Raw genomic sequence first — 21,015 nt, 5'->3', positions numbered from 1 at the left:
GGCGGTGGTGCCGCGGGCCCGGCCGGGGACGAGGGTGGCGGCGGTGCGGGAGGTCAGCACCGTGGTGCCGGCGGGCTCGAACAGGGTGCGGCGCAGGTGCTCGGCGGTCGGGGGGTCGGCGGAGAAGGAGACGGCGCCGGGCATGGGTCCGTAGAGGGTGGGGATGCCCAGGTGCCGGGCGACCGCCTCGTGCAGGACGGTGGCGTCGCTGAAGCCGACCAGGATCTTGGGAGGTGCGGCGCGCAGCGCGTCCCAGTCGATCAGCTCGACCATGCGCTGGGTGCCGTAGCCGCCGCGGGCGCAGAAGACCGCCGCCGTTCCGGGGTCGAGCCAGGCCTGCTGGAAGTCGGCCGCGCGGTCGGCGTCGGTGCCGGCGAGGTGGCCGAGGACAGGGTGGCGGTCAAGGAGGTGCGGTGCGGGGCGCGGCCGCAGGCCCCAGGACCGGAGGATCCGGGTGCCGAGTGCCAGCCGGGCTGGGTCGACCGGGCCGCTGGGCGCGACCAGCGCCACCTGGTCACCGGGGACCAGGTGGCGCGGTCGGGGGCCGCGGTCGGCCGGCGGGGACGGTAGCTGAACCATCGACAGGCCCTTCCGGTCGTCGGTGCACTGCCGATGACGTTATCCCCCGTAGGCGGGCCGGAATTCGCGGCGCCTCCCCCGTGCCCCACGGACTCCGGCGGACTCCGCGGCCTCGGCGTCCCGGGCGCGTCAGAGCGAGCCCATGGCGGCCCGTACTTCGTCGAGGGTGGCGTTCGCGACGGCGTTGGCCCGTTCGCTGCCGGCGGCGAGGACGGCCCTCAGGTGGCCCCGGTCGGTGGCGAGTTCGGCGCGTCGGCGGCGCAGCGGGCGCAGGTGCTCGTTGACCGCCTCGGTGACGGTGGCCTTGAGCCGGGCGGCGCCGCCGGATCCGATCTCCGCGGCCACGTCGTGCGGGTCGCGGTCCTGGCAGAGCGCGGCGAGCTGGAGCAGGCCGGCGACTCCCGGCCGGTTCCGGGGGTCGTAGCCGATGTGCCGGTCGGCGTCGGTGGTGGCGCCGCGGATCAGCCGGGCCGTCTCGTCCTCGGTGGCGCCCAGCGCGATGGCGTTGCCGCGGCTCTTGCTCATCTTGCCGCCGTCGGTGCCCGGGAGCAGGGGGGCGGTGGAGAGCAGTGCCTCGGGTTCGGGGAACAGGCCGGTCCGGTAGCGGTCGTTGAAGCGCCGGGCGATGGTGCGGGTGGTTTCCAGGTGCGGGAGCTGGTCCTGGCCCACGGGGACCAGGTCGGCCTTGCAGAACAGGATGTCGGCCGCCTGGTGGACCGGGTACGTGAACATCAGGCCGCTGACGGCGGACTGCCGGGAGTGTGCGATCTCGTCCTTGACGGTCGGGTTGCGGCCGAGTTCGGCGACGCTGACCAGGCTGAGGAAGGGCAGCAGCAGTTGGTTGAGCGCGGGGACGGAGCTGTGGGTGAAGACCGTGGCCCGCTGGGGGTCGACTCCGGCCGCCAGGTAGTCGAGCACCAGGTTCTCGGCGTGCTCGGCCGGGCGGTCGGCGACGTCCCGGTCGGTGAGGACCTGGTAGTCGGCGATCACCAGGAAGAGTTCGACCCCGGCGTCCTGGAGGCGGATGCGGTTCTGGAGGGTGCCGAAGTAGTGCCCGAGGTGGAGCGGGCCGGTGGGGCGGTCGCCGGTGAGGACACGGTGGGCGTGCGGGCTGCGGCGGACGGATTCGACGGTGTGCACGGGGGTGGACCTCCGGTGACGGGCGCGGGCGCGGGGTGGGTGCGGCCGTCCGCGGCGGTCGGGGACCTGTCCGTCAGGAGATGTAACAGGGCCGTCCGAGCGGACGGCCCTGGTCGTGCTGAAGGGGTGGCCGTCCTAGGACGGCCACCAGCTCAGGCTGGAAGCGAGGTGCGGGGGCTTCATGCCGCCGATGCTACGCCGGGGGCGGGCGGCGGCGGTGGGGGTTTTCTGCCGGTGGTGTGCCGTGGGGCCGGGGCGCCCTTGGCCCGTCACGGCTTGTGGGGCAGGATCGTCGGTGTCCCGCACACGGAGGGCCCGTAACCGATGACCACGCTCGACCGGACCAGGTCCACGTCCGAACCTGCCCAGCCCGACCGGCCGTCAGCTGACGGACCGGTACGCGACCGGCCGGAGCTCTGGCAGGCCGGTGACGCGCTGCCGGCCGGCAGCGCCGACGTCGAGGCGCGGACGGCCGCCAAGCTGCTCGGCGCGCTCGGTGCCCGGCTCCGGACGGCCTACGAACGGGGCGCGGACGTTGGGGAGTTGGCCGCTGCCTGTCACCAGCCGGAGGCGGAGGTGCGCCGTCTGCTGGAGGCCGCCGGGGTGGATCTGTCGCGGGAACTCCCGCCACCGGACCACCGCTCGACGGCGGACCGGGGCGCGCGGCCGGGTGCGGGGCCGGGTGCGGCCGGGCCGGTGGCGGAGTACGGACCGGAAACGGGCGCGCGGGTGGGTGCGGAGGCCGTCGGCGGGCAGTTGCGGCGGCTGCGGCGGCCGACGCCCTCGCGCCGGCTGAGCCGGATCCATCCGCAGCCGGGGTCCCCGGAGAACGGCGCGCGGGCGGCCGGGCCGGTGGCGGACTACGGCCCCGCCGAGGCGTCGGTGGGGTCGCCGGTCCAGGACGGGACGGCCGACGGGACGGCTGACGGGACCACCGACGGGACCGCCGCGGTGAAGGCGGGCGCGCCGCTGGGGGTGCTGATCGGTGCCTCCCCCGCCCATCTGGAGGTGGCGGCCCAGTCGAGCGGCCGGCCGCCGCTGCGGGTGGCCGCCACCCTGGTGCGGGCCGGCCGTGGGACCAGCCAGGTGGTGCTGCCCTCGTGGCGGGCCGCGATCGTGGTGTCGGTGCCGACCGAGTTGCTGCTGGCCGCGACCGGGCTCGTGTTCGAGCAGTTGGCTGGGGTGCGGCTGTCGGTGCTGATCAATCCCGACGCGCTGCACGACCGGGAGCTCGACCTGCACGGCTGGAAGGCCGAGAACCGCCGGCCCCGGAACTTCTGAGACCAGCGGGCCCCACCCGGCCGATCCGCCGCCTGGCCGCCCGCTGCCGATCAGCAGCCCGTCCGCGGCGGGGTCGCGGCGGGGCCGCGATGTCAGCGCCCTCGCGGTGGCCCGTTCGGGACGTACCCGAGGTGGACCGGTTCGGTCGGCGCGAGGCCGTTCGACCAGTCCGGGCGCACGGTGTCCAGCAGCGCAGGCAGGTTCGGCGGCCAGAACGGTCCGGCGTCGGCGCGGGCCAGCTCGGCGGGGCTCCACCAGCGCCAGTCGAGGATCCCGTCGGTCCGGTGGACGGCGCTCAGGTCGCCGGCCGGCTGCCTGCGCGGGCCCCGGCCGAGGAAGATGTGCTCGTGCTGCCGGACGGGGATGCCGTGCCAGGTGAAGTCGTGCTCCCAGGTGCACAGCAGCGGGCCGGGTGCCAGGTCGGTCCAGCCGGTCTCCTCGTGGAGTTCCCGGCGCGCGCCGTCCTGCGGGGACTCGTCCTCCTCCAGGCCGCCGCCGGGCATGTTCCAGTGCACGCCGACCTCGCTGTTGTCGGAGCGCAGCAGGAAGACCCAGCCCTGCGGGTCGAGGACGGCCGTCCGGGCCGCCTGCCGGGGCCGGCGCCGGACCAGCCGGTTCGGCCGTAGCCGCGGAATGCGCATCGGGCCACCCTGACAGCCGCCGCCGGGGCGTGTCGACCGGTTTCGGTGGCTGTGGCGCGTGTCCCACCGGACCGGAACCGCCCTGTCAGCACGGCGGTTCCGCCGTACCCTGATCCACATGCAGGCACCCTCGATCCTCTTTCCGGCGGACCCGCTCGCACCGCGCCGCCCCGACCCGCACTACGTCTGGGAGGCGCAGCAGGTAAGGGAGTTGGGCGGCGAGAGCGTCCTGGTCGACCATGACGCGCTGCTCGCGGGCGACGCCGAGCAGGCCGTCCGGCGGGTCCCGCCCGGGCAGGGGCCGCTCTGGTACCGGGGGTGGATGATGCCGGTCGCGGCGTACGCGGCGCTCGGCGAGGCGCTCGCCGCCCGGGACTGCAGTCTGCTGACCACCCCGGCCGGCTATGCGGATGCGCACCAACTGCCCGGCTGGTACGAGGTGTTCGACGGTGTGACGCCGGCGAGCACCTGGATCCCGGGTGGCGCACCGGACAGCCGGGCGCTCGCGGCGGCGGCCGAGCTGCTGGGCGGACGGGGTCCGGCGGTGGTGAAGGACTACGTGAAGTCCCGCAAGCACGAGTGGGACGAGGCCTGTTACGTTCCGGACCTCGCCGACCTGGAGGGGCTCGGGCGGGTGGTCGGGCGCTTCGTCGAGCTGCAGGGCGAGTTCCTGGCGGGCGGGGTGGTGCTGCGGCGGTACGAGGAGTTCGCGCGCGACGAGGCGGGCCGCACCCAGGAGGCCCGGGTCTGGTGGGTGGACGGCGAACCGGTGCTGGTCGGGCCGCACCCGGACGTTCCCGAGCTGGAGCCCGAACCGGATCTGTCCGAGGTCCGGCCGCTGGTCCGCCGGCTCGGCTGCCGTTTCATCACCACCGACCTGGCCCAGCGCGCGGACGGCGGCGGATGGCGGGTGGTCGAGGTGGGTGACGGCCAGGTCAGCGACCTCCCGAAGGGGATGCGCCCGGGGTCGCTGCTGACCTCGTTGATCGCCGCCTGACCGCTACCCGACCGCTACCCGATTGCCGCCTGACCACTGGTCGAGTGCTGGTCGACCGTTGGCCGGTCTGCCCGTACCCACCGGGGGTAGGGGCGGGCCGGCCGGGCCGACGGGGCTCAGGTGCCGACGGGTGCCGGGTGGCCGTCCGCGATGAACGCCTCCCACAGGCGGGTGTAGGTGCCGCCGAGGGCGAGCAGTTCGCTGTGGGTGCCGTCCTCCACCACCCGGCCGTGGTCCAGCACCACCACGCGGTCGGCGCGTTCGGCGGTGCTGAGCCGGTGGGCGATGACCAGGGTGGTGCGTCCGCCGCTGAGCCGCTCGGCGGCCCGGTTGACGGCGGCCTCGCTGGCCAGGTCCAGGGCCGCGGTCGCCTCGTCGAGCAGCAGCAGGTCCGGGTTGACCAGTTCGGCCCGGGCCAGCGCGATGAGCTGGCGCTGCCCGGCCGAGAGGTTGCGGCCGCGGGCGGCGACCGGGTGCCCGTAGCCGTCGACCAGCCGCATGATCATCTCGTGCGCGCCGACCGCCCGTGCGGCCTCCTCGATCTCGGCGTCGGTGGCCTCGGGCCGGCCGTACGCGATGGCCTCGCGCACGGTGCCCGCGAACAGGTACGCCTCCTGCGGGACGACGCCCAGGCGGTGCCGGTACTGCTCCAGGTCGTACGAGGTGACGTCGCAGCCGTCGATCCGGACCGTGCCGACCGTCGCGTCGTAGAACCGCGCGACCAGCTTGACCAGGGTCGACTTGCCCGCGCCGGTCTCGCCGACCAGAGCGACGGTCTGCCCGGCCGGGATCCTCAGGTCGATGCCGGTGAGCACCTGCGGGTTGCCCTCTCCACCGCCGTTGTAGGCGAAGCCGACCCCGGCGAACTCGATCTCGCCGCGCAGGTCCGCCACCGGAACGGGCCGCTCGGCCTGCGGGGTGCTGGTCGGGGTGCGCAGCAGGTCGCGGATCCGGCCGAGGCCGACTGCGGCCTGCTGGTAGCCGTCGAAGACCTGGGAGAGCTGGTTGACCGGTGCGAAGAACAGGTCGATGTAGAGCAGGTAGGCGACCAGGGCGCCGATGGTCAGGGTGCCCGCCTCCACCCGGGAGGCGCCGACGATCAGCACCAGGGCGGCGGCGACGCTGGACAGGAACTGGACGAACGGGAAGTAGAGCGAGATGTAGAGCTGCGCGCGGGCCCGGGCGTCCCGGTAGGCGAGTCCGTTGGCGACGAACCGGTCGGTGTTGATGTCCTGGCGGCGGAACGCCTGGACGATCCGCATCCCGGCGACGTTCTCCTGGAGGTCGGCGTTGACGGTGCTGATCAGGTCACGGGAGATCTGGTACTGGGCCGCCGACTTCTTGCGGAACACCAGGGTGGCCACCACCAGCAGGGGCAGCACGGCGAACACCACCAGGGCCAGCCCGGCGTCGATGACCAGCAGCGCGACGAAGATGCCGAAGAAGGTCAGCAGGCTGACCACCGCGGTGACCACGCCGGTCTGCAGGAAGGTCGAGATCGAGTCGACGTCGGTGGTCATCCGGGTCATGATCCGGCCGGTCAGCTCACGCTCGTAGTAGTCCAGCCCGAGCCGGTTGAGGTGGGCGAAGATCTTGAGCCGCAGGGTGTACAGCACCCGCTCACCGGTCCGGCCGCTGATCCTGGTCTCGGTGGTCTGCACCAGCCAGTCGAGCAGCACGATCACCAGCGCGGCGAGCGCGGCGACCGCCACCCCGGACATTGCGGCCTTGGTCACACCGTCGTCGATGCCGTGCCGGATCAGGATCGGGATGGCCAGACCGGCCGCCGTGTCCAGGGCGACCAGCGCCAGCGCCAGCGCCAGTGGACGCCGGAACGGGGCGAGCAGCCGGCGGAGGCTGAAGTCCGGGTCGCCGGCCTCGGCGGCGGCGACCGGGACCTCCGGTGTGTCGGTGGCCGGAGGAAGGGCGGCGACCTTGGCGAGCAGGTCGGGGGTGGCACCGGCCGGACCGCGCGGGGCCCGGGCGGCGGGGCCGGTGGACTCGGCCGGGGCGGCCGAGCCGGTGGAAGCAGCCGGGGTTCCGGCCTGGTCGGCGGGGGCTGCGGCGCCTGCGGGGTCGGCGGCGTCGTCGAGCGGGGGCTCCGGCTCGGCGAGCGCGTCCGGGTCGGTGATGAGCGCCCGGTACAGCGGACATCGCTCTTCCAGCTCGTCGTGGGTGCCGAGGTCGACCAGGCGGCCGCGGTCGAGCACCGCGATCCGGTCGGCGAGCTGGAGGGTCGAGCGCCGGTGCGCGATCAGCAGGGTGGTGCGGCCCTCCATCACGCTGCGCAGCGCCTCGTGGATCTCCGCCTCCACCCGCGGGTCGACGGCCGAGGTCGCGTCGTCGAGCAGCAGGATCCGCGGGTCGCTGAGGATCGCGCGGGCCAGGGCGATCCGCTGGCGCTGACCACCGGAGAGGGTGAGGCCCTGCTCGCCGACCTTGGTGTCGTACCCGTCGGGCAGTTCGCCGATGAAGCCGTCCGCCTGGGCGGCCCGGGCGGCCGCCGTGATCTGCTCCTCGGTGGCCTCCGGGTGGCCGTAGGAGATGTTGGTCCGGACGGTGTCGGAGAACAGGAAGCTGTCCTCCGGCACGATGCCGACGGTGGAGCGGACCGAGTCGAGGGTCAGCTCGCGCAGGTCGTGCCCGAAGAGCCGGATCTCACCGGCGACCGGGTCGTAGAAGCGCGGGACCAGCTGCGCCACGGTGGACTTGCCCGAACCGGAGGCACCGACCAGGGCGACGGTCTCGCCGGGGGCGACGCTCAGGTCGAGGCGGTGCAGGACGGGCTCGGCCTTCCGTGCCGCCTGCTCGCTGCGCGCGGGCCCGGCGGACGCGAGGCCGTCGTCGTGACCGTCGTGACCGTCGGGCTCGGGCTCCTCGCGATCCTCGTTCTCGTCGTTCTCGTCGTGCTCGTCGTGCTCGTCGTGCTCGTCGTGCTCGTGGTCGTAGTGGAAGTCGACGCCGGCCAGTTCGAGGGCGGGGGTGCCGGGCGCGGCGAGCGCGGGGTCGAGCGCGTGGGCATCCGGGCGTTCCTTGATCTTCGGCTGCTGGTCGACCAGCTGCATCACCCGCTCGACACCGGCCCTGGCCTGCTGGCCGACGGTGATCACCATGGCCAGCATCCGTACCGGGCCGGTCAGCTGGGCGACGTAGGTCGAGAAGGCGACGAAGGTGCCGAGCGAGACGTTGCCGCGGACCGCGAGCCAGCCGCCCAACGCGAGCACGGCGACCTGCGCGAGCGCCGGTACGGCCTGCATGGCCGGGGTGTAGCGGCTGTTCAGCCGGATCGAACGGAGCCGGGCCGCGTACAGGTCGCGGGACACCCGTTCCAGCTTGGTCCGCTCCTGGGCCTCCTGGCCGAAGCCCTTGACCACCCGGACACCGCCGACGGCCGCGTCGACCACGCCGGCGACCGCGGCGGCCTCCTGCTGCGCGGCCCAGGTGGCCGGGAACAGGCGCTTGCGGCTCAGGGTGCTGAGCCACCACAGCACGGGGCCCATCACCAGGGCGATCAGGGTGAGCGGCGGCGAGAGCCACAGCATCACGCCGAGGGACATCCCGAACATCAGCAGGTAGCCGGTCATCATCGGGAGCATCGACAGCAGCCCGTTGACCAGCTGGAGGTCGGAGGTGGCCCGGCCGACCACCTGGCCGGTGTCGAGCCTGTCCTGCCGGGCACCGTCCAGACGGGTGAGGGAGCGGAACAGGTCGGCCCGCATCTCGTGCTGGACGTCCAGTGCGAGCTGGCCACCGTAGTAGCGGCGCACCTGGGTCGAGACGAAGACCAGCAGCGCGGCCAGCACCAGCACGATCGCCCAGGGGGCGAGCGGCCGGGTGTGCGCGGTGATCACGTCGTCGATGATCAGCTTGGTGACCAGCGGGACGACCGCGGTCACCGCCATGCCGAGGAGCGAGGCGCCGAACGCCAGCAGAACGTTGCGGCGGTAGTGCCAGCAGTAGCCGGACAGGCGTCGCAGCCACCCCGCGCCGGCCCGGGAAGCGGGCGCGGTCGGCGACGGGGCCGGGGTCCCGCGGGAGGGCTTCGGCTGCCCGGTGGACGGCGTCGGCCGCCCGGTGGCTGCGTGCCCGTGGCGGCTGCTGCCGGTGTTCTCGCTGGTCCTGCCGTTTCGCCGGGATATCTCCGCGGTGGAACCTTGATTCTCAGGCATATTTAGGGATGCTAACCATTCGCAGGTGGGGCGTCCATCGCGGTCGAACGAGATGAACGGACGGCAGGCTCAACGACCGGTGGCCGCGGTTCCTTCCCGCCCTCCCACCATGCCCCGCCCGGCCGCCCCGCCGCAGCGGACGGGCGGCCTCGGCCGGATCCCCCGTTGGTCCTAGATCTGCCGACCGCCGGCGCCGTCCGGCGCGGTCGACGCCAGGGTGGGCCGGCCGATGTGCCGACGCCGCAGGAAGGTCGCGCCGCCGCGCGAAGGTCGCGACGCCGCAGGGGCGCCCGAGGGGCGACGGGGGCGTGAGGAGCCTTTGCGGGGAGCGTGCAGGGCGGTTGGGCGGTGCGGGGCTCAGGCTGCGGCCGGGCTCCCGGCGGCGTCGGCGGCCGCCGCGAACGCCCCCTGGGCCAGACCGCGCAGCAGGGTCGCCATGCCGTCCCGCGGCAGGGCCGAACGGTCCGGCTGGGCCTGGCTGGACCCGGCACTGTGCGGGGTCGAGTTCAGCAGCCCGAAGACCGCGTGCACGGCGGCCCTGGCCAGCGGCTCGGCCCCGGGGTCGGCGAGGCTCGGGTACGCCTCGCGGACGATCTCCACCCAGAGCTCCACGTACTTGCGCTGCAGCCGGCGCACCCGCCGCCGGTCGTCCTCCTTGAGGTGCAGCAGCTCGCGGTCGTGCAGAGTGATCAGATCCGGGTCGTCGAGCGCGAAGTCGACGTGGCCGCGGATCAGGGCGTCCAGTACGGCGACGGGGCCGTCGGCCTGGGCGGCGCGGCGGCGGCCCTCGTCCAGCAGCCGCTCGCTGATCCCGACCAGCAGGTCGGCGAGCATGGCGTCCTTGCCCGCGAAGTGGCGGTAGAGGCCGGGGCCGCTGATGCCGACGGCTTTGCCGATCTCGTCGACCCCGACCCCGAGGAAGCCGCGGGCCGCGAACAGCCGGGCGGCCTCCTTGCGGATCTGATCGCGACGGGTGAGCCCGGAGGCGGCTGGGGCGTTCGACATGCCGCCCATCGTAGACAGCCGGGTTATCGCCGGTTAACCTGACGGCAGGAGTTAACGGTCATTAACATGGGGGCGCGGGCACCTCCGTCCGCCCACCTCTTCGGCTCCGAGGGCAAGGGAGCTCTTGGGATGGTCCTCTCAACCTTTGGATCGACGACCGGTGCGGCGGTCGGCGCCAACGCCAGCGTGGCGGCCCGTTCCGGGCTCGGCCTCGACGGCGTCGCCGACCTCGACGGAGCGGCCGGCTCGGGCCGCAGCAGCGCTGCCGCCGCGCCCGCGCCCCGGCTGGAGAGCGCGGCGGACCCGGGGTCCGCGGCCTACAAGGCCAATGTCGAGGCGCACCGGGCCCTGGTCGCCGAACTCCGGGCGAAGCTCTCGGCCGCCGCGCTCGGCGGCGGCGCCAAGGCGCGGGCCCGGCACACCTCCCGCGGCAAGCTGCTCCCGCGCGACCGGGTGGACACCCTGCTCGACCCGGGCTCCCCTTTCCTGGAGCTCTGCCCGCTGGCGGCCGACGGCCTGTACGACGGCGCGGCGCCCGCCGCCGGCGTGATCGCCGGGATCGGCAGGGTGGCCGGCCGCGAGGTCGTGGTGGTGGCCAACGACGCCACCGTCAAGGGCGGCACCTACTACCCGATGACGGTCAAGAAGCACCTGCGCGCGCAGGAGGTGGCCCTGGAGAACCGGCTGCCGTGCATCTACCTGGTCGATTCGGGCGGCGCTTTCCTGCCGATGCAGGACGAGGTCTTCCCGGACCGGGACCACTTCGGCCGGATCTTCTACAACCAGGCCCGGCTGTCGGCCGCCGGCATCCCGCAGATCGCCGCGGTGCTCGGCTCCTGCACGGCGGGCGGGGCGTACGTCCCGGCCATGAGCGACCAGGCCGTGATCGTCCGCAACCAGGGCACCATCTTCCTCGGCGGCCCCCCGCTGGTGAAGGCCGCGACCGGTGAGGTGGTGACGGCCGAGGAGCTCGGCGGCGGCGACCTCCACTCCCGCACCTCCGGGGTGACCGACCACCTGGCCGAGGACGACGCACACGCGCTGTCCATCGTCCGCACCATCGTCGCCGGGCTCGGCCCGCGCGCGCCCCGGCCCTGGCCGCTGGCGCCGGTGGAGCCGCCGGCCGTCGACCCCGCCGGGCTGTACGGCGCGGTGCCGGTGGACCCGCGCACGCCGTACGACGTCCGCGAGGTGATCGCCCGGCTGGTCGACGGCAGCCGCTTCGCCGAGTTCAAGGCCGAGTACGGGAACACCCTGGTGACCGGGTTCGCCAAGATCCACGGGCACCCGGTGGGCATCGTCGCCAACAACGGCGTGCTGTTCGCCGAGTCCGCGCTCAAGGGCGCGCACTTCATCGAGCTGTGCGACCAGCGCGGTATCCCGCTGCTGTTCCTGCAGAACATCACCGGTTTCATGGTCGGCCGCCAGTACGAGGCCGGCGGGATCGCCAAGCACGGGGCGAAGATGGTCACCGCGGTGGCCTGCACCCGGGTGCCCAAGCTGACGGTGGTGATCGGCGGCTCGTACGGTGCCGGTAACTACTCGATGTGCGGCCGGGCGTACTCGCCGCGGTTCCTGTGGATGTGGCCCGGGGCGAAGATCTCGGTGATGGGCGGCGAGCAGGCCGCGTCCGTGCTGGCCACCGTGCGCCGGGACCAGTTGGAGGCCCAGGGCGAGCAGTGGCCCGTCGAGGCCGAGGACGAGTTCAAGCGTCCGGTCCGGGAGCAGTACGAGCGCCAGGGCAACGCGTACTACGCCACCGCCCGGCTCTGGGACGACGGCGTGATCGACCCGCTCGACACCCGCACGGCGCTCGGCCTCGCCCTCACCGCCTGCGCCAACGCACCGCTGGCCGAACCGCGGCCGTACGGCGTCTTCCGCATGTGACCGGCGGCCGTCCCCGGCCGTACCGCCCGAACTGCCTGGGTCGCCCGAACTGCCTGGACCGTCCGGACCGACCGAACCCGAACCGCACACCCTCGCTGCCCCACCCCGGCCGCCACACCCAGGCGGCTCTCCTCGACCAGGAGGAACACCTCCCATGTTCGACACCGTTCTCGTCGCCAACCGGGGCGAGATCGCCCTGCGGGTGATCCGCACACTGCGGCGGCTCGGCGTCCGGTCGGTCGCGGTCCACAGCGACGCGGACGCCGACGCGCCCCACGTCCGCGCCGCCGACCTGGCCGTACGCCTCGGACCGACGGACCGCAGCGACAGCTCGGCCGCCGAGACCTACCTGCGCACCGACCAGATCCTGGCCGCGGCCCGGCGGACCGGTGCCCAGGCCGTCCACCCCGGGTACGGGTTCCTCGCGGAGAACCCGGGTTTCGCCCGGGCCTGCGCCGAGGCCGGGCTGGCGTTCATCGGCCCGCCGCCGGGTGCGGTGGAGCTGATGGGCGACAAGATCAACGCCAAGGAGGCCGTCCGGGTCGCCGGCGTGCCCGTGGTCCCGGGCAGCCAGGGCGGCTCGCCGACCGACGAGGACCTGACCCGGGCGGCGGACGAGATCGGCTACCCCGTCCTGCTCAAGCCGTCCGCCGGTGGCGGCGGCAAGGGCATGCGACTGGTCCGCGACCCCGCCGACCTCCCGGCCGAGCTCGCGGCGGCCCGCCGGGTGGCCCGCACCGCGTTCGGCGACGACACCCTGCTGCTGGAGCGCTGGGTCGACCGCCCACGGCACATCGAGGTCCAGGTCCTGGCCGACACCCACGGCCGGACCGTCCACCTCGGCGAGCGCGAGTGCAGCCTGCAGCGCCGCCATCAGAAGCTGATCGAAGAGGCACCCTCCGTCCTTCTGAACCCGGAGACCCGCGCGGCCATGGGCGAGGCCGCCGTCCGGGCAGCCGAGGCCTGCGGCTACACCGGGGCGGGCACGGTGGAGTTCATCGTGCCCGGCCTGGACCCGGACCGGCCCGCCCCCGAGGGGGTCATGGACTTCTTCTTCATGGAGATGAACACCCGGCTCCAGGTCGAGCACCCGGTCACCGAGCTGGCCATCGCCGTGGGAGCGGACACCGCGCACCCCCAGCGGCTGGACCTGGTGGAGTGGCAGCTTCGGGTCGCCGCCGGCGAGCCGCTGCCGTTCGAGCAGACGGACGTCTCCTTCCTGGGCCACGCCGTCGAGGCCCGGATCTGCGCCGAGGACCCCGACCGCGACTTCCTGCCCACCGGCGGCCGGATCCTGTACCTGAGCGAGCCGACCGGCGAAGGCATCCGGGTGGACAGCGGTGTCACGGCCGGCACCGAGATCGGCAGCCTGTACGACCCCATGCTGGCGAAGGTCATCGCGTACGGGCCCGACCGCCCGACCGCGCTGCGCAGACTGCGCGCCGCACTCGCCGACACCGAGATCCTCGGCGTGACGACCAACACCGGTTTCCTCCGGCGCCTGCTGGCACACCCGGACGTCGTCTCCGGGCACCTGGACACCGGACTGGTCGAACGGACCACCCAGCAGACCCCTGTACTGCTGGCCTCTCCGTACGCCCAGACCGACACCGACGCCGGCACTTCCACCGGTACCGACACCGACGCCGGCACTTCCACCGACGCTCGGGGTGGCTCGAACGAGCCGTCACCCGCGGCCGGATCCGAAGCGCCCGGCCCCGAAACACCGGCCTCCGAGGCGACTGCGGTGGAACTGCTCCTCCACGCCGCCGCCTTGGCCCGGCAACTGGAGCTCGACCCCGCCACGGCGGGCGGCGGCTGGACCGATCCGTTCTCCCTTCCGTCCGGGTGGCGCATGGGCGGCGAGGCCGCCTGGACCACCCACCACCTCCGGCTGCCGGGCCGGGACCCGGTCACCGTCCAGGTCCGCCCCAGCACCGCGGCCACCCTTGCAGACGCCACTGACAATCCGTCAGGCGGTGGCGCTGACCTGGACGTCCGGCTCGGCGACGGACCGATCCGGCGCGCCCGGGCCACCCGTGCCGGACACCGGCTCACCGTCACCGTCGACGGGTTGCAGACGACGTTCGCACACACCACTGACAACGCGCCGTTTCACCCGGTCCGCTGGCTGGGTCTGGCGGGCGACGCCGCGGCGGTCCACCCCTACGACCCGGTCGCCGAGCGCACCGCCGCCGGCGCCACCCAGCACGGCGCCCTCACCGCGCCGATGCCCGGCACGGTGACGGTGGTCAAGGCCGCCGTCGGCGAGCAGGTCAAGCGCGGGCAGGCCCTGCTGGTCCTGGAGGCGATGAAGATGGAGCATGTGATCGCGGCCCCCTACGACGGCACGGTCAGCGAACTCCGGGCCACCGCGGGCGGCACCGTCGCGATGGACGAGTTGCTCGCCGTGGTGACGGCGCCCGAGGACGCCGCAGCCGCCCAGGCAGGTTCACCCGTGGAGGTGGCATCGTGACGGCGCAGGCGCAGCACGAGCCCGCGCCGGACACCGCCACCGCGCAGGCGGCGACCGCTGCGGACGCCGGTACCACCGCGGCGGGGGACGGCGGCCGCGAGCCGGGCGTGCTCGAACTCGGTCTGCCCGACCCGGTGACCGACCCGACACTGCCGGCCCGGGTACGGATCCACGAGGTCGGGCCGCGCGACGGGCTGCAGAACGAGAGCGCCCTGGTGCCGCTGGAGGTGAAGGCCGAGTTCATCGCCCGGCTCGCCGCCGCCGGGCTCCGCACCGTGGAGGCGACCAGCTTCGTCCACCCGAAGTGGGTGCCCCAGCTGGCCGACGCCGAACAGCTGATGCCCCGGCTGGCCGACCTGCCCGGGAAGCACCCGGGACTCCGGTTGCCGGTGCTGGTGCCGAACGAGCGCGGCCTGGACCGGGCGTTCGAGCACCAGGTCTCCGACGTCGCGGTCTTCGCCAGCGCCACCGAGACCTTCGCACGGCGCAACCTCAACCGGTCCGCGGACGAGGCGATGGCGATGTTCCGGCCGGTCGTCGAGCGGGCCACCGCGGCCGGGGTGCCGGTCCGCGGCTACCTCTCGATGTGCTTCGGCGACCCGTGGGAGGGCCCGGTGGCCGCCGAGCAGGTGGTCCGCCACGGTCTGCAGCTGCTCGAGTTCGGCTGCACCGAGCTGAGCCTCGGCGACACCATCGGGGTGGCCACCCCGGGCCAGGTGCAGGGCCTGCTGGCCGCGTTCGTGCGGGTCGGCGTGCCGATCGAGCGGCTCGCGGTGCACTTCCACGACACGTACGGCCAGGCGCTGGCCAACACCCTCGCCGCGCTCAGGAGCGGCGTGACGGTGGTGGACGCGTCGGCGGGCGGCCTTGGTGGCTGCCCGTACGCCAAGAGCGCCACCGGCAACCTCGCCACCGAGGACCTGGTCTGGATGCTGCACGGCCTGGGCATCGAGACCGGGGTCGACCTGACCTCCCTCGTCGCGACCAGTGGCTGGATGGCCCGGCAGCTCGGCCGACCCAGCCAGTCGCGGACCGTCCGCGCCCTGCTCGGCCCGGGCGACTGAGCCCGGCCGACCGAGCCCGGCCGGGTCCGCGACCGTCACAACCCGCACTTCCGCCCCGGGTGCTCCCCCGGACGCCGGCCACCCCGGCGTCCGGGCCCCGGACCGACAGCTGAACACCACGGTCGGGCCCGACGGCTGACCCCGCCGACCCGGCAACGGCCACCGGCCCGCCCCGGACCGACCGGTCCGCGCCGGACCCTCCGGCCTCCCACCGAATCTCCCTCACCTCGGCCTCATCGGCCCGATCCCAGGAGGATCCCCATGCTCGACCACCGACTGGACCACGAGTACGAGCAACTGCGCCGCACCGTCGAAGAGTTCTCCCAGGACGTGGTGGCGCCGAAGATCGGCGACTTCTACGAGCAGGGCGAGTTCCCGTACGAGATCATCCGGGAGATGGGTCGGATGGGCCTGTTCGGCCTGCCCTTCCCGGAGGAGTACGGCGGCATGGGCGGCGACTACTTCGCGCTCGGCCTGGTGCTGGAGGAACTGGCCCGGGTGGACTCCTCGGTGGCCATCACGCTGGAGGCCGCGGTCTCGCTCGGCGCGATGCCGATCTACCGGTTCGGCACGGAGGAGCAGAAGCGGACCTGGCTGCCCAAGCTGACCTCGGGCGAGATGCTCGGCGCCTTCGGCCTCACCGAGCCCGAGGGCGGCAGCGACGCCGGCGCGACCCGCACCACGGCCCGCTTCGACGAGGCCACCAACGAGTGGGTGATCAACGGCACCAAGTGCTTCATCACCAACTCCGGTACCGAGATCACCGGGCTGGTCACGGTGACCGCCCTGACCGAACCGATCGCTCGTTCGAGTGAAGGTGGCACGGAGTCCTCGCCAAGCCGCGAGATCTCGTCCATCATCGTGCCCACTGGAACTCCGGGGTTCCAGGTGTCCAAGAAGTACTCCAAGGTCGGGTGGAACGCCTCCGACACCCGCGAACTGTCCTTCACCGACTGCCGTGTCCCCGCTGAAAACCTGCTCGGCCCGCGCGGCCGCGGCTACGCCCAGTTCCTGCGGATCCTCGACGAGGGCCGCATCGCCATCGCAGCCCTGTCCACCGGCCTGGCGCAGGGATGTGTCGACGAGTCACTCAAGTACGCCGGCGAGCGCCGAGCCTTCGGCCGCCCGATCGGCGCCAACCAGGTCATCCAGTTCAAGCTTGCCGACATGGAGATGCGCGCCCACACCGCCCGCCTGGCCTGGCGGGACGCCGCCTCCCGGCTGCTGCACAACGAGCCGTTCAAGAAGGAGGCTGCGATCGCCAAGCTGTACGCGTCCGAGGCCGCCGTCGACAACGCTCGCGAGGCCACCCAGATCCACGGCGGCTACGGCTTCATGAACGAGTTCCCGGTCGCCAGGTTCTGGCGAGACTCCAAGATCCTGGAGATCGGCGAGGGTACCTCCGAGGTGCAGCGCATGCTCATCGCGCGCGAGCTGGGCATGAAGTACTGAACCGGCTTGCCGGTAAGGACATCCGTCGCCGACCGGCTGCCGGGAGCCCATCCACCGGGGGCAACCGGCTGTCGGAGGCACGCCCCCTCGGGGCCGGCCATCAGGTCGGCCCCGGGGGGCCACACCGACCCGCCGACCCGCCAACCAGTCCGCCCGTTCCACCGATCCAACCGACCCGCCGACCGGTGCGCGGCCACGCCGGCCGCACGCTCGATCCCGTGGCCGATTCCGCCCTCACTCTCACCAGCCGCTATACCCTGACGCCGGTCGGCGACCGGAGGCGACCCGGGCGGCACCCGGGCAGGCGGCCGGAGAGATCAACGCGCTGCCGGCCGGCCGGTCAGGCGCCGGACCGCCTACTTCGGCGGTGCGTCCGTCGGCGCCGACACCCCGTCAGGGGATCACGATGACGGGCCGGTTGGCCCTGCGGGCCAGCCGGCTCGACACCGATCCGAACAGCTTGCCCAGCAGCCCGTGGGTGCTGCCGACGACGATCGCGTCGGCGGCGTACTCGCGGCCGACCTCCTCGATCTCATGGCAGATGTCCCCACCACGCTCGACCAGGATCCACGGCACGCCGGCCAGGAAGTCGGCACAGGCGAGTTCCAACCCCAGGATCTCGGTGCGGTGGTCGGGTAGATCCACGAAGACCGGCGGCTCGCATCCCGCCCAGACCGTGGCCGGCAGCCGGTTGGCCACATGGACGATCACCAGCCCGCACTGTGAGCGCCTGGCCATGCCGACGGCGTAGGCCAGCGCACGCTCACTCGACAACGATCCGTCGAAGCCGACGACCACGCCGTGCTGGAAGGCCGGATCCAGTTCCCGCGCGGCCTGCTCCTGAACGCCCGGCTCCCCGTCCATCGGGCCGCCGACCGGACCGGCATCGGTCCGCCGTCCTGGCACGGCCCCGGCACCGCCGGTCTGTGCGGCGTCGCCGGCGCCGTCGCGGCGTACGGCTTCCGCCCGGGGCGCCGGCATCCCTGACACCCGCTGCCGCCCCGACACCTGTCCCTTCAACGTCACCCGGTTCGTCCGACCCAACCGGACGAGCTCACGCACCCATGCCAGGGCAAGCCACCGGGGCGCCCTGGGGCTCGGTACGGAGTCATCGACCCGTCGCGCGGCGGCATCCGCAGGGGCGGATCCGGGAGGCTCAAAACCAACCATGGCTCAAAGCTCTTCACACTGAGGCGGGCCGACAGGAGAGGCCTGAACGGCCCCGACAACAGATCCACTCCGCGGCATCGCGCCGGTCCACGCCGAGCACCACTGAATGCGACCTGTTCCTTTCAGAGTACGACGAGCCGGGGCTCCGGCCCAGCGCCGGAGACCGGATCCGGCGGACGATCCCGCCAATGGCGGGGTGCACGCCGAACCGAACGCGCCCCCTCCGCCGACCGGAGCCGGAGGCGGTACCGAGCCCCGAACGGAGAGAAGGTTCCCTGGAGCTTGACCGAACAGTCGCCCGCACGCAACAGGACATACACACAACGTGACCCGACCGTCATCCCCCTGCGTCCTGTCCCTTCCGCCTGCCCCCGCGGCCGATCCGTCCTGAACCCTTTCGCCCCACCCGACCCGCGTATCCCTCCCGTCACACAGTGTCGACTCGATCCGGCCATTCCCCTGCATTTCGGGCCGCCCGTTGGCAATTGCCAGATGCATACGGTTCGTCACTGGCAGCATGCTGCGCATGTCGCTGCTCCTGTTCGACCTCGACAACACGCTCCTCCCGAGGGACGCCGCCTACCGATCCTGGGCACAGGACTTCCTGGCCGAGCACAGCCTGCCGGCCACCGACATCGAGTGGATGTCCACCATCGACGGGAGCGGCTACGTGCCCCGGGAGACGGTGTTGGGTGCCACCAAACGCCGTTACGGACTCGACCACTCGCTCGACCTTCTTCTTGCCCACTATCGCCGGGGAATCAACTCCCATATCGCCTGTCCGGATTCACACGTCCAAGCCCTCCGGGCCGCCCGCTCGGCAGGCTGGACACTCGGCATCGTCAGCAACGGGGGCACCCGCCCGCAGCTGGAGAAGATCCGGCGTACCGGGCTCTCCGCCCTCGTCGACGGCTGGGTGATCTCGGAGGAGGCGAACTGCGTCAAACCCGACCCGTTGATCTTCGAGATCGCCGCACAGCGATGCGGCGTACCGCCGATGGCCGACTGGGTCGCCGAAACGTGGATGGTGGGTGACCATGCACCGGCGGACATCGCGGGCGCGGAGGCGACGGGGCTGCGCAGCGTCTGGCTGCACCACGGGCGCCCCTGGAGCGAACAGGGGTACCGGCCGACCCTGAAGGCCCGCGGGCTGCCCGAGGCCGTCGGGATGGTCCTGACCGCGCGCAACGCCCCGACCGCGGTCGGCTCCCGGGCTGCCCGGACACCGGCCCGACCCCGGCTCCGGCCCCAACTGGCCCGTGCCGCACGGATCGTCCAGGGTGTCGCCCAGGGCGTCCAGGGCGTGGGACCGGAGACGCAGGTCATCCCGGGCATCCCCGGCGTACCGGCCACGCCGCTCCCCCGTCCGCTGAAGCTTCCCCAGACCGCGCAGCTCCCCCAGACCACACAGCTGCCGCAGACCGCCCAGGGCCGCCAGGCCGCCCAGCCCGCATAGATCGGGACCGGGCCGGCGACCGGGAGCGAGACCGGGACCGGGACCGGTACCGAGTCAGCCGGCCACCGCACCGGTCCGGGGTGCCCGGAGCGTGCTTGCTCCGGCCTCCGGTCGATCAGGACGCGGGTGGCGATGCCGATCGCCACGCAGACCGCCTACGTCGAGTTACGTCGGGCTACGTCGAGTCCACCTACCTCGGGCCCGCGGCCGATGACGCCGCGGGAACGGTCCGCGGGTAGCGCCACCAGCGGCTCACGCCCTGTTCCCGGAAGCCCATCCGGCGGTAGAGCGGTTCGCCCGACTCGGTGGCCGTCAGAGTGGCGAGCCGGTCAGGGTGGGCCGCGAGGGCCTGGCCGATGACGGCTCCGGCGGCTCCCTTCGAGCGGTGTTCCGGGAGTGTGGCGACCCAGTACACGCCCACGGCCGCTCCGTCGGCGTACGTCACGCAGGCGCTGGCCGGCGTACCTCCGCGCCGGGCCAGCCAGACCCGGTAGCCGGGACGTTCCAGCAGCGCGGCCGGGAACAGGCCGCCGCGCTGCCAGGGCAACCGGGCGAGTTCGGGGAAGCCGTGGACCACGGTGCGCTCGGCCTCCGCGAGGTCGTCCACGCCGATCACCTCATGGACCGTCAGGCCGACGTCGGCCGGATAGCGGCGCCGGCCGGCGTCAGCATTGGCGCCAGCGTCGGCGTCGGCATCGACATCGGAATCGGGCGGACCTGGCGGGCGGGCCATCACCGGCTTCCCTCGCGCCGCCTCGCAGCCGAAACGGGAGAGGTCCAGGCGCCCGTACGGGTCCTCGAGACAGAGGTGGCCGGTGTCCCACTCCTTGAAGAGCTCCACGAGTTCGGCTTCCAGCGCGCTCGGGTCGGCGTACGGCCGGGTCACCACGACGCGGTCGGCCTCCACCTGCTCGGGGCCGCGGTCCGGCCGGACCGCGGCGAACCCGGGACGCCGGAGAGCGAGCCACCCCCGGGCCTCGGCCTGGGCGAGTTGGAACGCGGCCGCGTTGTCGTTGGCCAGTTCGAGCCGGCCCGGTATCTCCATGGCCCGACGATAACGGGCTCACGGGCGGGCACCGGCCGGCCCGTCAGCCGGCCACTGCAGCGCACCTCACCGGCAGCCGCCGCCGCAGAGCACCGCCTGCACCCCGCGCACCCGCGCACCCGCGCGCCCGCGGTCACCACTCCCCAGGCTCCCGGCGACTCCCGGCGCCCCACGGCGCCCCACGGCGCGTTCATCGTGCCCGGCACGCGGCACGGTGAGGCCGTCGCGCCCGGCCACCTGTCCGCCCCACGGGTCCTGCCGGGAACCGTGCGTGAGCTCGGACGCCAACCCCGCCGCTCCGACTCTTGCGCCTACGGCGGAACCCCTGTGTCGTCAGGCCTCAGGAGGCGCGCGTGAATGGCCTGCGCGCCCCTGTCTCCCACCGCCTATTTTCAGTCAATCTGCAGACACCCCCTTCCGCTTGGACAAAGCCGCAGCCCAAGCCGATGACAGAGGGGTGGCGGTCGGCGACGGCGGGTGATCGGTCGTGTGACAACCAGCCACCATTGCGCCCGCCCCCTTCACAGGGGGGTCGACGGGTGCCACGCTTCGTGATCGAATGCATCGCGCCAAATTGCCATGTCGACATAGCGTCGGATGGTGAACTTGTCACAACGGCAACGGTCCACCAAGTAGATTCGATCTTGGCGAGC

13 protein-coding genes and 1 pseudogene are annotated in these 21,015 nt (G+C 73.3%); 7 read left to right on the top strand and 7 right to left on the bottom strand.

Translation table 11 applies throughout. From position 1 onward, the window contains the following. Together AA75_RS03240 and trpS are read right to left on the bottom strand one after the other, a co-directional pair. Positions 1-579: LD-carboxypeptidase (locus AA75_RS03240; protein WP_149037911.1), on the bottom strand; the 579-nt coding region annotated here is incomplete at its 3' end. 129 nt (positions 580-708) lie between these two features. Further along, positions 709-1,719: a tryptophan--tRNA ligase gene (gene trpS / locus AA75_RS03235; protein ID WP_051811722.1), complete on the bottom strand. Its 1,011-nt coding sequence runs from the start codon at positions 1,717-1,719 to the stop codon at positions 709-711. A 324-nt stretch (positions 1,720-2,043) separates the two neighbouring features. Between trpS and AA75_RS03230 the strand changes: the two genes are divergently transcribed. Continuing rightward, positions 2,044-3,000 carry a hypothetical protein gene (locus AA75_RS03230; protein ID WP_033818157.1) on the top strand — a complete coding sequence of 319 codons (957 nt, stop codon included), beginning with the start codon at positions 2,044-2,046 and terminating at the stop codon, positions 2,998-3,000. A gap of 92 nt (positions 3,001-3,092) precedes the next feature. Here AA75_RS03230 and AA75_RS03225 read toward each other — a convergent pair whose 3' ends face one another. Further along, positions 3,093-3,641, bottom strand: coding sequence for an NUDIX hydrolase (locus AA75_RS03225; protein WP_051811720.1), 549 nt, complete (start codon positions 3,639-3,641; stop codon positions 3,093-3,095). 118 nt (positions 3,642-3,759) lie between these two features. Between AA75_RS03225 and AA75_RS03220 the strand changes: the two genes are divergently transcribed. After that, on the top strand, positions 3,760-4,638 hold the full coding sequence (locus tag AA75_RS03220; RefSeq protein ID WP_033818170.1) for an ATP-grasp domain-containing protein: 879 nt from the start codon (positions 3,760-3,762) through the stop codon (positions 4,636-4,638). Between the two features lie 116 nt (positions 4,639-4,754). Here the strand turns inward: AA75_RS03220 and AA75_RS03215 are convergent, their stop codons facing one another. Together AA75_RS03215 and AA75_RS03210 are read right to left on the bottom strand one after the other, a co-directional pair. Then, positions 4,755-8,807: an ABC transporter transmembrane domain-containing protein gene (locus tag AA75_RS03215; protein ID WP_233288904.1), complete on the bottom strand. Its 4,053-nt coding sequence runs from the start codon at positions 8,805-8,807 to the stop codon at positions 4,755-4,757. Positions 8,808-9,164: 357 nt separating this feature from the next. Next, on the bottom strand, positions 9,165-9,812 hold the full coding sequence (locus AA75_RS03210) for a TetR/AcrR family transcriptional regulator (RefSeq protein ID WP_149037910.1): 648 nt from the start codon (positions 9,810-9,812) through the stop codon (positions 9,165-9,167). 129 nt (positions 9,813-9,941) lie between these two features. On the opposite strand from AA75_RS03210, the gene AA75_RS03205 reads away from it, so the two are divergent. The 4 genes from AA75_RS03205 (at position 9,942) to AA75_RS03190 (ending at position 16,691) form a co-directional block, all read left to right on the top strand. Then, positions 9,942-11,699, top strand: a complete 1,758-nt coding sequence (locus AA75_RS03205) for a carboxyl transferase domain-containing protein (RefSeq protein ID WP_082526213.1) — start codon at positions 9,942-9,944, stop codon at positions 11,697-11,699. A gap of 154 nt (positions 11,700-11,853) precedes the next feature. Beyond that, positions 11,854-14,175 carry a biotin carboxylase N-terminal domain-containing protein gene (locus tag AA75_RS03200; RefSeq protein WP_033818155.1) on the top strand — a complete coding sequence of 774 codons (2,322 nt, stop codon included), beginning with the start codon at positions 11,854-11,856 and terminating at the stop codon, positions 14,173-14,175. Positions 14,176-14,282: 107 nt separating this feature from the next. Continuing rightward, entirely contained in the window at positions 14,283-15,239 is a 957-nt protein-coding gene (locus AA75_RS03195; protein WP_033818167.1) for a hydroxymethylglutaryl-CoA lyase, read from the top strand. 261 nt (positions 15,240-15,500) lie between these two features. Next, on the top strand, positions 15,501-16,691 hold the full coding sequence (locus tag AA75_RS03190) for an acyl-CoA dehydrogenase family protein (protein WP_033818154.1): 1,191 nt from the start codon (positions 15,501-15,503) through the stop codon (positions 16,689-16,691). Positions 16,692-17,084: 393 nt separating this feature from the next. Here the strand turns inward: AA75_RS03190 and AA75_RS03185 are convergent. Next, a pseudogene (locus AA75_RS03185) lies at positions 17,085-17,510 on the bottom strand (universal stress protein); the annotation flags it as partial. Positions 17,511-18,387: 877 nt separating this feature from the next. Between AA75_RS03185 and AA75_RS03180 the strand changes: the two are divergent. Continuing rightward, the gene (locus AA75_RS03180) at positions 18,388-19,317 is read left to right on the top strand and encodes an HAD family hydrolase (RefSeq protein WP_199520248.1); all 930 of its coding nucleotides are present in this window, start codon (positions 18,388-18,390) and stop codon (positions 19,315-19,317) included. A gap of 190 nt (positions 19,318-19,507) precedes the next feature. Here AA75_RS03180 and AA75_RS03175 read toward each other — a convergent pair whose 3' ends face one another. After that, on the bottom strand, positions 19,508-20,362 hold the full coding sequence (locus AA75_RS03175) for a GNAT family N-acetyltransferase (protein ID WP_051811717.1): 855 nt from the start codon (positions 20,360-20,362) through the stop codon (positions 19,508-19,510). Positions 20,363-21,015 lie beyond the last annotated feature (653 nt).

It is taken from the genome of Kitasatospora sp. MBT63 (genome assembly GCF_000710465.2).
Taxonomy (GTDB): domain Bacteria; phylum Actinomycetota; class Actinomycetes; order Streptomycetales; family Streptomycetaceae; genus Kitasatospora.
Note: the sequence above shows the minus strand (reverse complement) of the source record. Positions and strands in the feature narration are given on the sequence as shown.